Annotated in this window: 13 protein-coding genes and 3 pseudogenes; 11 read left to right on the top strand and 5 right to left on the bottom strand. The window is 29.8% G+C overall.

The window, feature by feature from the left end:
- Positions 1–157: 157 nt before the first annotated feature.
- The 8 genes and pseudogenes from HGI79_RS04575 to HGI79_RS04540 all read left to right on the top strand — a co-directional run bounded on the left by HGI79_RS04575 (position 158) and on the right by HGI79_RS04540 (position 8881).
- The gene (locus HGI79_RS04575) at positions 158–445 is read left to right on the top strand and encodes a PTS sugar transporter subunit IIB (RefSeq protein ID WP_185649482.1); all 288 of its coding nucleotides are present in this window, start codon (positions 158–160) and stop codon (positions 443–445) included.
- A 157-nt stretch (positions 446–602) separates the two neighbouring features.
- A pseudogene (locus HGI79_RS04570) lies at positions 603–770 on the top strand (PTS transporter subunit IIC); the annotation flags it as partial.
- Positions 771–858: 88 nt separating this feature from the next.
- Positions 859–1518: pseudogene (gene rpe / locus HGI79_RS04565) on the top strand (ribulose-phosphate 3-epimerase).
- A gap of 2 nt (positions 1519–1520) precedes the next feature.
- Positions 1521–1649, top strand: a complete 129-nt coding sequence (locus HGI79_RS23155; RefSeq protein ID WP_185649543.1) for a hypothetical protein — start codon at positions 1521–1523, stop codon at positions 1647–1649.
- A gap of 373 nt (positions 1650–2022) precedes the next feature.
- Complete coding sequence (glmM, locus tag HGI79_RS04555) at positions 2023–3375, top strand: phosphoglucosamine mutase (RefSeq protein WP_185649481.1); 1353 nt, start codon at positions 2023–2025, stop codon at positions 3373–3375.
- Between the two features lie 525 nt (positions 3376–3900).
- Positions 3901–5730 carry a glutamine--fructose-6-phosphate transaminase (isomerizing) gene (gene glmS, locus HGI79_RS04550; RefSeq protein ID WP_185649480.1) on the top strand — a complete coding sequence of 610 codons (1830 nt, stop codon included), beginning with the start codon at positions 3901–3903 and terminating at the stop codon, positions 5728–5730.
- Positions 5731–5929: 199 nt separating this feature from the next.
- Positions 5930–6742 (top strand): TnsA endonuclease N-terminal domain-containing protein, encoded by an 813-nt coding sequence (locus HGI79_RS04545; RefSeq protein WP_185649479.1) that lies wholly within the window; start codon positions 5930–5932, stop codon positions 6740–6742.
- Between the two features lie 24 nt (positions 6743–6766).
- Positions 6767–8881: a Mu transposase C-terminal domain-containing protein gene (locus HGI79_RS04540; RefSeq protein WP_185649478.1), complete on the top strand. Its 2115-nt coding sequence runs from the start codon at positions 6767–6769 to the stop codon at positions 8879–8881.
- Positions 8882–9359: 478 nt separating this feature from the next.
- Here the strand turns inward: HGI79_RS04540 and HGI79_RS04535 are convergent, their stop codons facing one another.
- The 3 genes and pseudogenes from HGI79_RS04535 to HGI79_RS04525 all read right to left on the bottom strand — a co-directional run bounded on the left by HGI79_RS04535 (position 9360) and on the right by HGI79_RS04525 (position 11190).
- Complete coding sequence (locus HGI79_RS04535) at positions 9360–10577, bottom strand: IS256 family transposase (protein ID WP_185649477.1); 1218 nt, start codon at positions 10575–10577, stop codon at positions 9360–9362.
- 101 nt (positions 10578–10678) lie between these two features.
- Positions 10679–10939: pseudogene (locus HGI79_RS04530) on the bottom strand (IS3 family transposase); the annotation flags it as partial.
- Positions 10940–11022: 83 nt separating this feature from the next.
- Complete coding sequence (locus tag HGI79_RS04525; protein WP_185649475.1) at positions 11023–11190, bottom strand: transposase; 168 nt, start codon at positions 11188–11190, stop codon at positions 11023–11025.
- Between the two features lie 209 nt (positions 11191–11399).
- Between HGI79_RS04525 and HGI79_RS04520 the strand changes: the two genes are divergently transcribed.
- From HGI79_RS04520 to HGI79_RS04510, 3 genes are read left to right on the top strand one after another with little or no spacing between them, the layout of a single operon-like run.
- Positions 11400–12023 (top strand): hypothetical protein, encoded by a 624-nt coding sequence (locus HGI79_RS04520; RefSeq protein WP_185649474.1) that lies wholly within the window; start codon positions 11400–11402, stop codon positions 12021–12023.
- Positions 12024–12028: 5 nt separating this feature from the next.
- Entirely contained in the window at positions 12029–12700 is a 672-nt protein-coding gene (locus HGI79_RS04515; RefSeq protein ID WP_185649473.1) for a hypothetical protein, read from the top strand.
- Positions 12693–13511 (top strand): hypothetical protein, encoded by an 819-nt coding sequence (locus HGI79_RS04510; protein WP_185649472.1) that lies wholly within the window; start codon positions 12693–12695, stop codon positions 13509–13511. Before HGI79_RS04515 ends, HGI79_RS04510 begins: the two co-directional genes overlap by 8 nt.
- On the opposite strand, the gene HGI79_RS04505 is transcribed toward HGI79_RS04510, so the two are convergent.
- Both HGI79_RS04505 and HGI79_RS04500 read right to left on the bottom strand, forming a co-directional pair.
- Positions 13506–13643 (bottom strand): hypothetical protein, encoded by a 138-nt coding sequence (locus HGI79_RS04505; RefSeq protein ID WP_185649471.1) that lies wholly within the window; start codon positions 13641–13643, stop codon positions 13506–13508. The genes HGI79_RS04510 and HGI79_RS04505 overlap by 6 nt on opposite strands.
- Before the next feature lie 325 nt (positions 13644–13968).
- Entirely contained in the window at positions 13969–14142 is a 174-nt protein-coding gene (locus HGI79_RS04500; protein ID WP_185649470.1) for a hypothetical protein, read from the bottom strand.
- Between the last annotated feature and the right edge of the window lie 512 nt (positions 14143–14654).

Here is a 14654-nt window from a genome sequence, read left to right as displayed (position 1 = left end):
AATAATAAGACTTTATTTAACTATGATGAGAAAACTAACAAAAAATAAAACTTAGTCTAAAAATTTTTGTATATGTTATTTGAAAATGAGGAGGTAAAGCATTTATAGTTGTTAACACTAAAAATATAAAAAATTTAATTTGAATGGGGGAAATATTATGAATAGAAAAAAAGTTGTTTTAGTTGCATGTGGAGCAGGTATAGCTACTTCAACGGTAGTATGTGAGAGAGTTGAAAAACTAATAAAAGATAATAAACTTAATGCACAAGTTATTCAATGTAAAATAGGAGAGGTTGCATCAAAAGAAAGTGAAGCAGATTTGATTGTATCTACTACAATATTACCAAAACAATATAGTATACCAGCAATTAGAGCTATGGGATATATAACAGGTATAGGAGCAGAAAAATTAGACAAAGAAATAATTAACAATCTTCAAGACTAATACAAAGTATAGATAACCTAAAAATAATATATAAATTTAAAAGCTACTTGTTATTATAAATAGGCGCCTTTTTATTATTTATTGCTCATAATGCTAGTTATTTTACATTTAATACTACTAAAACTTAAAAATAAAGATTTTAAGGGGGAGTTAAATAATGTCATTATCAGGAATTGTCCAATATATTCTCAATATGGGTCCAACCGTTATGTTACCTTTAGCTATTACTATAATCGGGATAATTTTTGGTCAAGGATTTAAAAAAGCTTTTAAATCTGGTATTACAATAGGCATAGGATTCGTTGGAATAAACTTAGTAAAAGGAAATAGTTCAACAAATAGTTAACTGGAGTGAGATGGGAATAGCGTAAATAAAAAATATAATTATGATTTGTTTAAAGGGAGTGTAAACCATGGGGATAATTATAACACCTTCATTGTTATCTGCAGATTTTTGTAATTTAGAACATGATATACGTATACTAGAGAAAAAGTTCATAACATCAATTCACATTGATGTTATGGATGGTAATTTTGTTCCTAATATAGCTTTTGGTATATAACAGATCAAGGCATTAAGGAAGATTACAAATATGAACATTGATGTTCATCTTATGGTAAATGATCCAGATAAATATATAGATACCTTGATCGATTTTGGAGCAAATTGCATCACAGTACATGAAGAAGCTTGTAGTCATCTATATAAAACTATATGTTTAATTAAAAGTTTTGGAATAAAAGCAGGAGTAGCATTAAATCCAGCAACTAATATCAGTAATTTAAAGTATGTATATGAATTGTTAAACAAAGTTCTTATTATGACTGTAGAACCTGGATTCGGTGGGCAAAAATTTATACCATACATGAAGGAAAAGATTAATGATGCTAAACAAGTTAAGCAGTTATGTAGATATGATTTTGACATTCAAGTAGATGGTGGAATAGATTTTGAAAATTTTAAAGATGTAGTGAATTTAGGTGCTACAGATATTGTTATTGGCTCATCAATTTTTCAAAATGGAGATATGGAAAATAACATAGAAAAGTTTTATAAACTGTTAAATGATTAAATATATCCATTGCACGTTCACCTTTAACACCTGCATCCGAAATAGAGAATATAATTACAGAAGTGGACATGATTCTTGCTATGACAGTAAATCCAGGATTTGCTGGTGAAAAATTAATTTTGCAGCAATAGATAAGCTATCAGAGTTGAAAAGTATGTGTATAAAGAACTATTTACATTATTTTGCAAAATAAGACTTCAGCGGTTATGGATAATTCTAATAAAATATAAAAAGTTACAATTTTAACTTTTGCATAACATTGATACCTGTTGTTACAATGCATAAATTATAATATAATAATATAATGTGGTATTAATTAGAAAGCTATATAGATAACTATGCCCGAAATTTAACTTATACTCAAGTATAAGTTAAATTTAAGCTGTGGGTATCTATATGCTTTATAAACTGTGATTAAATTACGAATAACTTCGTATAAATGATTTGTATATACTGACATTAACTTTATATAGAGTTTATTCTACAAAAAGAGAGGTATTAAGTATGCATAGAATGTTTGGAACTGATGGAGTAAGAGGAATTGCAAATAAAGAACTAACAGCAGAGTTAGCGTATAAATTAGGAAGAGCAGGGTCTTACGTTTTAACAGAAGGATCTCACAAGCCTAAGATATTGGTTGGTATGGATACAAGAATTTCAGGAGATATGCTGGAGAGTGCATTAGTTTCAGGAATACTTTCTGTAGGAGCACAAGCTATATGCGTAGGGGTTATACCAACTCCAGGAGTTGCATATTTAACAAGAAAGTATGGTTGTGATGCAGGAGTTGTTATATCTGCATCTCATAATCCTGTTGAATATAACGGAATAAAATTTTTTGATGGACAAGGATATAAATTATCGGATGAATTAGAGGATAGAATTCAAGCGATAATAGAAAGTAATTTTGAAGGATTTACGCTTCCAATCGGAGCGGAAATAGGAAGAAAAATTGAAGAAGCTGGTGAAGCAATAGGAGATTATGTAGAGTTCGCAAAATCTACAATTGGTGGGGATTTAAAAGGTTTAAAAGTAGCATTAGATTGTGCAAATGGAGCATCCTACATAACAGCAGTTAAAGCTTTTAAAGAATTAGGTGCTGAAGTGTATGTTATTAATAATGATCCAGATGGAATAAATATTAACAAAAACTGTGGATCAACACACCCAGAAGAATTGATGGATTATGTAGTTAAAAAACAATGTGACTTAGGACTTGCTTTTGATGGAGACGCAGATAGGTGTCTTGCAGTTGATGAAAAAGGAAACCTAATTAATGGAGACTTTATCATTACTATCTGTGGTAAACAATTAAAAGAGCAAGGTAAGTTAGATAAAGATACAGTAGTAGTAACTGTAATGAGTAACTTAGGATTAGATATAGCTCTTAATAAAGAAAATATAAAAACAGTAAAAACAAAAGTTGGCGATAGATATGTATTAGAAGAAATGGTTAAGGAAGGGTATAAAATTGGAGGAGAACAATCAGGCCATATTATTTTCCTTGATTATAATACTACAGGTGATGGATTAGTTACGGGGCTTCATTTATCATCTATAGTTAAAAACAGCGGAAAAACTTTATCAGAATTAGCTTCTATGATGAAAGAGCTTCCACAGGTGTTAGTAAATGCCAAGATACCAAATGATAAGAAGAATATATATCTAGAGGATGAAGAAATAGTAGAAGAAATAAAAAAAATAGAAGAAAAGTTAAATGGCTGTGGAAGAGTACTAATAAGACCATCAGGTACGGAACCATTAGTTAGGGTAATGCTTGAAGGAGAAGTACAAAGTGAGATAGATGAAATGGCTCACAGTCTTGCAGAACTTATTGGAAAAAAAGCGAATATGTAAATCTTACTATTAGTATTGGAGACATGGGTATATCCATGTCTTTTTTATCCTTAAAGGCGTAATATAAAAAATCAAAGAGATTATACCAACTTCTAAAGTGGGGGAGAGTTCACTTTTGCAATATATATTAAGTTATCGACGTAACAAGCTAAATAAAAGTATACTTTTACATAATAAAATTTCTATAAACAATAATATTTTTGTTGACCAAATTTTTATATTTAATATATAATAAAGTAGGCTTTTAAATTAAAGATATAGCGCCAGAACTCAAGTAAGTGTGATCATAAATTTAAGTAGAGTAAATTTAAAGTATTACTGCTGTGATATTGATTACATTTGAACTTTAATTATTATGAGTACTTGAGTTGACGAGGACAGGGAATATCGAATATTCGGCGGATGCTCTGCGGTATGGTACTACCGAAAAACATTAGTAAAACCAAAAAGTGATTTTTGGCACAAAACTGATGGGGTACCTAAAAGCCTTAAAACTTAAAATGTTGAAAGGTAGGTAGTAAAATTATGTGTGGAATAGTAGGCTATATGGGAAAAAGACAAGCATCTTCAATCTTGATTGATGGATTAAGCAAACTAGAGTATAGGGGATATGACTCAGCAGGTGTAGCAATATTAGATGAAGATGGAAAGATGCATGTAAGTAAGTGTAAGGGAAGACTTGCTAATTTAGAAAGTAAGTTAGCAGAAGAGCCTATAAAGGGAGCAATTGGAATAGGTCATACAAGATGGGCTACTCATGGTGAACCTTCAGATGTAAATTCACATCCTCATACGAACGAAAAACAGACAATAAGTGTTGTTCATAATGGTATAATTGAAAATTATTTGCATTTAAGAGAATGGCTTATGTCAAAAGGATATAAGTTTGTATCAGAAACAGATACTGAGGTTATACCTAATCTTATAGACTACTTTTACGATGGAGATATCTTAGATGCAGTTATGAAGGCTGTTTCAAAGATGGAGGGAAGTTATGCCCTTGGAGTTATATCAGTTAAAGAACCAGATAAAGTAGTAGCAGTAAGAAAAGATAGTCCACTTATAGCTGGAGTTGGAGAAAATGAATTTTTTATTGCATCTGATGTTCCAGCAATATTAAATCATACAAGAGATGTGTATTATTTAAATGATAAGGAATTTGTAGTATTAACTAATGACAGTATAGATATTTACTCACCAGAAGGTGAAAAAATAAATAAAGATATCCACCATGTAACTTGGAATGCGGATGCAGCGGAAAAAGGTGGATTTGAACACTTCATGATAAAAGAAATTCATGAACAACCTAAGGCTATAAAAGATACTATGACTTCAAGGGTTATACCAGGACAACCAATAACTCTAGATAACATCCATATCACAAAAGAGCAAATAGAAGATATCGAGAGAATATATATAATAGCTTGCGGAACTGCATACCATGCAGGAGTAGTAGGCAAATATGTAATTGAAAAGTTGGCAAGAATACCTGTAGAGGTAGACATTGCATCAGAGTTTAGATATAGAGAGCCAATAATAAATAGTAAAACACTAATGATAGTAGCTAGTCAATCAGGGGAAACAGCAGATACGTTAGCCGCATTAAGAGAAGCAAAAGCACAAGGAGCAAGAGTAATAGCAGTTACAAACGTAGTAGGAAGCTCAGTATCAAGAGAAGCTGACGATGTTTTATATACTTGGGCTGGACCAGAAATTGCGGTTGCATCAACTAAAGCTTATACAACTCAGCTTATTACTATGTATATTATAGGATTATTCTTTGCACAAAATAAGAATACTCTAAGTGTAGAAGAAATAGAAGAAATAAAGAAAGATATGCTAACTCTTCCAGAGAAAGCAGAAGAGATGTTAAAGCATAAAGAAGTGCTTCAAAAATTTGCATCAAACACTTATATGCATAAAGATATGTTCTTCTTAGGAAGAGGACTTGATTATGCTGTAGCAATGGAAGGATCATTAAAAGTTAAAGAAATTTCATATATTCATTCTGAAGCTTATGCAGGTGGAGAATTAAAACATGGTACAATAGCTTTAATAGAGGAAGGTACTGTGGTTATTGCCCTTGCTACTCAAGGAGATTTATATGAAAAAATGATAAGTAACATTAGAGAGGTAACTACAAGAGGTGCAAAAGTTCTTGGATTTGCTGTTGAAGGCAATACGGATATAGAAAAAACTGTACACTCAGCGTTGTATATATCTAAAGTTAAAGATATACTGTTACCAGTGCTTTCTGTAATACCATTACAATTACTAGCATATTATATTGCAGTTCAAAAAGGATGCGATGTTGATAAACCAAGAAACCTTGCAAAATCAGTTACTGTTGAATAAGTTCAAAGTTTTCTATGTAGGTTTTGTTGTAGCTATAAAATAGAGTTGTATAAAAAATAATAGAATCGTATAAAATTAAAAAAGACGTATAAAAATCTACACCTTTGTCAATACTTTGAAGAGTATAGAAGGTGTGGATTTTTTTATAATAATTATTCGGAATTTTCTGTATTATAAAAAGTTATAGAAGGTGTTTAAGTTGGCAAAGCGTATAAGAACTTGGAGTGAAGAAAAAATAAAAAGATACATAAAGGAAGGACGAGGAAGTGGGAAGGGTAAAGAGTATAAACCTTGGATAAATAATCAAAGCTTCCCGTCAGAAGGTAGAACTTCTAGAATATCTGGATGGAAGACACATAGAGTTCATCATTTAGCATCTGATAATGAAGCTAGATATTTTTATATTTTGGAATGGTCAGATATTGTAACAGATATAAGAGAGCAGTATCCTTTACTAGATTATGAGGAGACAGTCAGTATTGCAGAAGATTTAGGGATAAAACATCCGAGAGATAATGATAGTGGAGTACCATATGTGTTATCAACTGATTTTCTAGTGACAGTAATGACTAATAGTGAGGAGCAATATTTGGCTAGAACTGTTAAACCTGCTTCGTTTCTTGAGCAGCCAAGAGTTATCGAAAAGTTTGAAATTGAAAGGCGGTATTGGGAAAAAAGAAATATAGACTGGGCAATAGTAACAGAAAAAGATATTTCAAAACAATTTGCACGTAATGTTGAATGGGTTCATTCAGCGTACAAGCTAGAAGACTCATATGGATTATCAATTAAGCAAGTTGAGATTATTGCTTCCATTATTAAAGAAAAAGTAGTAAATAGTGATTTAAGCTTTACTGAAATATCAGATTATATTGATGTTGAAATGAATCTCGATGAAGGTACGAGCTTATTTGTAATTAAGCATTTAATTGCAAGAAAAAATATTGAAATTGAGATGGATAAAAAAATAAATTTAAATCAATCAGCAAGGCTTATCGTAAAAAAACTTTAGAGATAAAGATGAGGCAATAGTAATATGAAAAATAGTATTTATGTAAATGAGTTAATTCAATGGAATTTAACTGATGGAGAAAGCTTAACTGAAAGAATTTTATGGTTGGATGAATATGCCGAATATGCATATGTAATTAACATATATTCTGATAAAGGCTTACCTATATTAAGAAAAACTACTGAGATATATGGGGCATTAGATAATTATAGTGCAGTTAAGCTTAAGGTAGATGTTTTTATAAGAAATATTATTGAATCAGAAATAAAGGTTAAAGATAAAGAATTAAGAGATAGAGCATGGGATATTATTAGTTCAATTGTTGATAGTAAAAATGAGCCAGCAGTATATAAACTACATGGGCGTAGTGAATTAATTAAAGAAGCTATGGAGAAACATGGAATAACCTATAGATCAATATATAAATATTTAAGAAGGTATTGGCAGCGAGGCAAAATAAAAAATGCTTTATTACCAGACTACTATAAATCAGGAAATAAAGGCATAGAAAAAAAGCCTGGAGATAAAAAACTTGGAAGACCAAGAAAAATCGGTGTAGGAATTAATGTTGATGAAGAAACTAAGAAAATTTTTAGAGTAGCAATTAATAGGTACTATCATACAAGTAAGAAAAATCCAATAGCTACTGCATATGAATTAATGGTTAAAGATTTCTATGTTATTGATTATAAATTTGAAGGCGGAATCAGAAAACCAATTATTGCAGATATTGATCAAATGCCTACACTTAATCAGTTTAAATATTGGTACGAGAAGGAATTAAATATAAGAAAAGCAATAGCATCAAGAAAAGGAGCAAAGAAATTTGAATTGAACCATAGAGCAATACTAGGCAAGTCAGATACATATGTTATGGGACCTGGAGCAATATACCAAATTGATGCAACTATTGGTGATGTATATCTTGTATCAAGCTTTAATCGAAAGTGGATAATAGGAAGACCAGTTATTTATGCTGTGATTGATGTATTTAGCAGAATGATAACAGGTATTTATGTAGGTCTTGAAGGTCCTTCTTTAATTGGAGCCATGATGGCACTTGCTAATGCAACAACAGATAAGATTAAGTTTTGTAAAGAATATGGAATAAATATTGATGAGGAGGAATGGCCTTGCTTCCACACACCAGAATCAATAATTGGTGATAGAGGTGAACTGGAAAGCAAAGGAGTTGAAAATTATATTAATGGTTTACAAGTGAAGATTAACAATACACCACCTTATAGAGCAGATTGGAAAGGAATAATAGAACAATATTTTCATACCATAAATGGCTATGTAAAACCACTTGTTCCTGGGAGTATAAATGTTGATTTTAGGCAAAGGGGTGGAACAGATTATAGATTAGATGCAAAGCTAAATTTATATGAATTCACACAAATTATAATTAAGTGTGCTTTATATCATAATAATGAGCATTGGTTAAATTATTATGATAGAAATGAAACAATGATAGAAGATGATGTGGAAAAAATACCATCGAAGTTATGGTCTTGGGGAATAAAAAATCGTTCTGGTAAGCTTAGAATATTTCCAGAAGATATCATAAGGTTGAATTTAATGCCTTCTGATAGAGCACTTGTTTCAACTAAAGGTATTATATTTAAAGGTGTAGGCTATGGATGTGAAAGTGCGTTAAAGGAAATGTGGTTTGAAAAAGCAAGGAATAAGGGAAGCTGGCATTTAGATATATCTTATGATACAAGAAATATGAATTATATCTATATAAGATCTGAGGATGGCAGAAGCTTTGAAAAGTGTTCGATACTTGAAAGAAATAGTAGGTATATGAATAAATCTCTTGAGGAGATTGAATATCTTAATGCTTATGAGCAGTTGATGAGTAAAAAACATAAGATAAAAGAGCTTCAAGAAAAGGTTGATTTACTTTCAGATATTGAACATATAGTAAAAAAAGCTGAGTATACAACAAATAAGGTACAAGACAAAAATGCAAGTAAGGCAAGTAGATTAAAAAATATTAAAGAAAATAGAAGGAATGAGAAGCTAGCAAATCGTGAGAGAGAAGCTTTTATATTAGAAGATAAGAACGATAAGCTTGAGGGCAAGGTAATTAAACCTAAACAATGGAGTGTTCTAAATAAAATAGACATATAAAATGTACGGTTTTTTAAATTTCTTAGTGTTCTATGCTACACATTTTCTGTGTATAATATTTAAAATAATTCAAATATTAGTAAGTGGATTTATGTAGATCCCCTACCTAAAAAGATGTTGCTAAAATTAACAGGCAGTCTTTAACTTTAGGTAATGATCCCTTTTGTATTCTTTGGCCGTGTAAATAATTTTGTGTATTCTCTTTCTTCAAACAAGTAATTTTAGAATAGATTATTTGTAGAATAATGTAATATAAAGCCAATAACTTCAAGTGTTTTATCAGCATTACAGTGTATATCATAACCAACTTTAGGCAATAATATACATTGCTAATTATAGGATAAGGCAATGCTGAGGAGCAACCTGAGCGATTATTAGTGTTCTATACAGAAACGGATGGTTCTTAACTATCCGTTTTATCCGTTTCTGGTAGAACAGAAGCGATAAACCTCAGGGGTTTGGGGACAGAGTCCCCAAGCTATGCTCCTTTATTCAAAACTTCACTAAATAGTATATTAAGCTGACTTATGACAAGATCCCAATTAGCATATGCACGAGTCCATTTCTTACTTATTTTTTCTGTAGCAAGGTAAAGCATCTTCATAAGACTTTCGTCATTAGGAAATATAAGTTTTGTTTTAGTAACTTTTCTAAACTGGCTATTAAGACTTTCTATTGCATTTGTAGTATAAATAATCCTACGGATATAGTCGGGGAAAGCAAAGAAGGTTATTAGGTTATCCCAATTGTCTTCCCAACTTTTTATAGCATTAGGATACTTACTTCCCCATTTTTCCTTTACAGAAATAAGATTTTCAAGTGCAACATCTTCATTTACAGCTCCGTATATTGACTTTAAATCTGCTACAAAAGCCTTTTTATCCTTGTATGGTACATATTTCATGCTAGCTCTTAGTTGATGTATTATACAACGTTGTATTTTGGCAAAAGAATATACTGCACTTATTGCCTCTTTGAAGCCGTTTAGGCCGTCTACGCAGAATATAAGCACATCTTTAACTCCTCTATTTTTAAGGTCATTAAGAACTGAAAGCCAGAATTTGCTGCTTTCATTCGCTCCTATCCATATGCCTAAAACTTCTTTTTCTCCATCCATATTCACACCTAAAACAACATAAGCTGCCTTAACTACAATCTGCTTATCTTCACGTACCTTATAGTGTATTGCATCCATGAATATGAAAGAATAAGTTTTTTCGAGTGGCCTATTCTGCCATTCTGTAACTACAGGAATAATCCTATTTGTTATATTTGATACCATCTCAGCTGAGATCTCAACATCATAAAGATTCTTGACCTGTTCGGTTATATCCCTTGTAGTCATTCCAGCAGCATAAAGAGCCAAAACCTTTTCTTCAATTCCTGTTGCATTTCTTTGATATTTAGGAATAATTTTAGGCTCATATTCTCCGTTTCTGTCTCGTGGTATATTTAGTTCAACTGACCCTAATTCAGTTTTTATAGTTTTCTTTGAGTATCCATTTCTACTATTTGATGTTTGTTTCTCATTAACATCATATTTGTCATATCCAAGCTGTGTATCCATTTCTGCTTCTAATGCTTCTTGTAATACCTCTTTAAACAATTCTTTCATAGCAGCTAGAACATCATTAGGACTTTTAAAGTCCTGCTCATTAATATAATTTCTTAAAATTTCTTTAGAAATATTCGACATAAAAAACACTCCTTCTTGTAAATATTTGGTATATTCTCTATCCAAATTCTTGCCAAGAAAGAGTGCTTTTTATTCAGTTTACACAAAATTTTTTACAGGCTCTATTCTTTAGGTGATTTATATTGTAATGTTGAATGCAACCTTCTTGAATTATAAGATAATTCTATATATTCAACCACTGCCGTTCTAGCTTCAGCTCTAGTTTTAAATTTACGTCCATAGAGCTTATCCTTTTTTAAGGATGAGAAAAATGATTCAGCACATGCATTATCATAACAACAGCCTTTAGCACTCATACTTTGAATAAAGACATTATTTTTTATTAAATCTTGATAATCATATGAAGCATACTGTACACCTCTTCTTCACATGAAATTCGGAGCTGTGATCTTCTATAAATTGATATCTTATTTCACGGGCTTTGTGAAGATGCATATAGCTTTTTTTAATATGGCATCTTCTCATAACTTTTGTATTCTTTTACCCATCTCCTAACGGTAGCCTCACTAACACCTATATCTTTTGCTACATGAGTTACTTTCTTACCTTGCTTTGTAACTAGTTTAACTATTTCCTTTTTATACTCTACAGAAAATTCTCTCTTGTTCCCCATTTCTTTAACACATCCTTCTCTATGTATTTATTATACATTATTTACACAACGTATCCGTTGTGTTATTATTAAAAAGTACATATTTTTATTAATATTTCATTAAATGTATACTTTAACATTAAAAGTATAATTATTACATTTGTTGTTAAATCCTATATAAGATTAGGTGATTATAATAGTAAATTTTAATTAGGTAGGTGGGGGATAAAATGGATAACAATGATATTTTCTTAGATGTTGCAAAGTTTGTAAGGGAAATGCTAGATCAAGGTAAAGGAAGATTACATATTTACTCCAAAAATGAAGTGCAATTTATATTAGATGAACATTTTCTGAATGAAAACGTGACTGAAAACATTACTATTGAAGATGTAAAAAATGAAATTGAAACAATAAAAGCACTTATAGTATCTAGCTTATCTGATGATAAGGATAACTTTATTAATATCATGACAAGAGAGTATAAAGATGATAACAAAGAGGAATTTTCAAAATACATAGAAGATCAATTCGAAAAGGTAGAGGAATACTTTATTACTGATGAGTTAAGAGGAGAGTATGATTTTAAATTGACTTCATCAGATGCTCTTAATTCTATAGATTGGTCATTACATAAAAAAATATATGATGGATCAGAACAAAAAGAAATAAATGAAAAATATGCAACAATTAATTTGAAAATAAATAATATAGAAGATCAATCAGCAAATATTTTAACTAAAATATTTAAGAGTGAATCTTTAAAAATGACTAAGTTTGTTTGTAATGTTAGTGATTTAAATTACTTGATTGATACACTGACAAATATAAAAGATGAATTATTGAGAAGGTGATTATTATGGAACCATTGGATAAAATTGTGAATGATAGATATAAATCATCATTAAATCAAAATGGTAGTGAGCTAAATAATCGTGTTGGTCTTGAAAGGAATAATATAGAGACTTTAATACAAAGTTACAAAAATTTAAGCACCCCAAGTGATGAACTTTTGCGCAATCTTATTCAAGACCTAGCAGACAGCTCATTAAAACCAAATATAACCATTAAAGATAGTATAAAGATTAATAGTAGTGAGTTAATAAAAACAACAGAATATATAGTTTCTCCTACACAAACACCAGCAGTTAAAATTGTAAGAATGGGAAACAGAAAAGATGAATATGTAACTCAAATAAATAGCTATATCAATTCGCTGGAAAGCAATTTCGATATGATAAGTTTAAGAATTAAATATTACAAATTACTTTTAAATGAATTTTATGAATTAGAAAAGTATTCTGCAAGCATTGGAGAAAGAAATTTAAGCAGAATAGCAATGATTACGCTATATGCGTTAAACAATGCAAAAATAACTGATTTAAGTGAGCCACAGCTTAAAGCAATAAAAGAAATAGGTTTGATATTGAGTGCAGGTCTTTATACAGATGAGAAAGTTAATGAAACTAATAATATATTAGATAAATGCCATTTGAATTGGTTAGTAGATTTAGGTGATATAAATGTCTAGTAATGAGAATGAAAAGACTTTGATTTTTCTTGAGACAAGCATTCAGATAGCAAAAATATTTGGCTATCCTAACATTAAACGTGATCAAATTAATAAAATTTTAGAACAGAATAATTTAGTTTCTTCCACCTATGTATTAAAAGAATATAAACTTGGATTCGTTCAAGCGGCTATGGATTTTTATAATATTGCTACAGTTAGCAAAGATATTCCAGAGACAATAAGGAGTTCAAAAAAGTTTCGAGGTAGAGAACATGGGAAAATTATGGATATATTTTCTTTAATTATGGAATCAATGTTGGCTAATCAGTATCCAAAAGATGCACAAGAGTTTAAAGCTATAACTTTAAGAAAGCTAGATTATTTTATAGAGAATTATTTTGAAAGAGAGTTTTATAAGAATTTACAATATCCATTAATAAATGAAACTGCTTGCACAATTTCTTGTTTAAAACCCAAAAAAAATTTACAAATAGATCAGTGGGATTGGGATATAAAACCTATGTGTAACAAGAGTACTCCTAATAACTGTAAGATTGAAGAGTTTACACATAAGTACAAGGATAGTATTAGTAATTTTATAATAGAATGTGGTCTAAAAAAAAGTAAAGATGAAGAAACTAAAAAGCGTATAGAAGCAGCAAGAAAGATTGTTACAAAAGAAGATTTACCAAAAGGAAGAAATTGCATTAAATTAAGCGATTGGATTATTGCATTGGAAGTTCCTAAGGAAGCAGAGTTATTTACTCTTAATGAAAATCATTTTAATGACACATGCAATATATTAGGGGTAAAAATGAAAACACTATAAAATTTCATAAACGACATAATAAAATACATAAAATTTTTTAGTCATAACAATATTAATCTCTCTATTTTCTTTATTCTGTAAAATTTTCTTTATATCTGATACTCTGCAATTTGTAATATAACCTTTTAACATAACAACACCACCTTTTTAAATTATTTACACTAATTTTTTTAATATACATCATCATAATATTTATTTTATGATCAAAGTTGGTAAATATTACAATTTATGAAATTTTAGTAGATTAATTGTATAATATTACTTATTATTGTTAGTAAAGTATATAAAAGGTCAGTTATATAGAGTTAAAGCTTTTAGATTTATATGTTATTACTTATGATTTGAGGACTGTCTATAGCTTATGTTAACATAAGCTATAGATAGCCTTTCTTATTTAGTAAGCCTTAAATATTCAAGTAGTGCTAACGGAACAGCCTTAGAGCGATTTACTCGTCGTTTAATGAAGAAATCTTTTAACATCTGAATAATCAAGAGTTTCTGTATCTTCTAGCTTATTTGAGAATGAACAAAGCCCTTGAAGTGCTCTAACAAACTTATTTTGGGTATCAACTGCATAGTTTCTTTCCTCCATATCCTTTCTTAGTATTTCTTTTGCATTTTCATAATTCATTCTATACATCTCCTGTAAAATATATTTGCTTTCGCATTGAAATATTTTAGCATAGGTGTATAAAATAAAACTGCTCAATTTGACACTATCACTACTTTCAGATTAAGCAGTTAAGTTTTGAGTTGAGGAGCAACTGCGGCAGCAGTTTAGTACAATACTTTCTTCTACAAACTCGCTTTCATGAAATAGTGATTATATTTTTTACAACTTTATTATTTTCAATATAATTAAAAAGAAAATAAACTTTTATAATTTATACAACTTTATTTTTATAATATGAATAGAAATAGAATTAAAATCAATATAAAGAATTTCAAAAGTTATACAACTTAATTATTTTTACACATTTGTAGCTTTATAAAAAAGTCTAACCGTTTTGAAAAAAGTTTAACTATTTATAAAAAAGTTGAATCGAAAATATTTATTTAGGAATATACTACGTTTTGAGAATGTAGTGTGAAAAGTATTAAATAAATATAAGAATGTAGGAAACTGCACATTCTCATCTAAGG

This window comes from Clostridium sp. DJ247, assembly GCF_014231265.1.
Note: the sequence above shows the minus strand (reverse complement) of the source record. Positions and strands in the feature narration are given on the sequence as shown.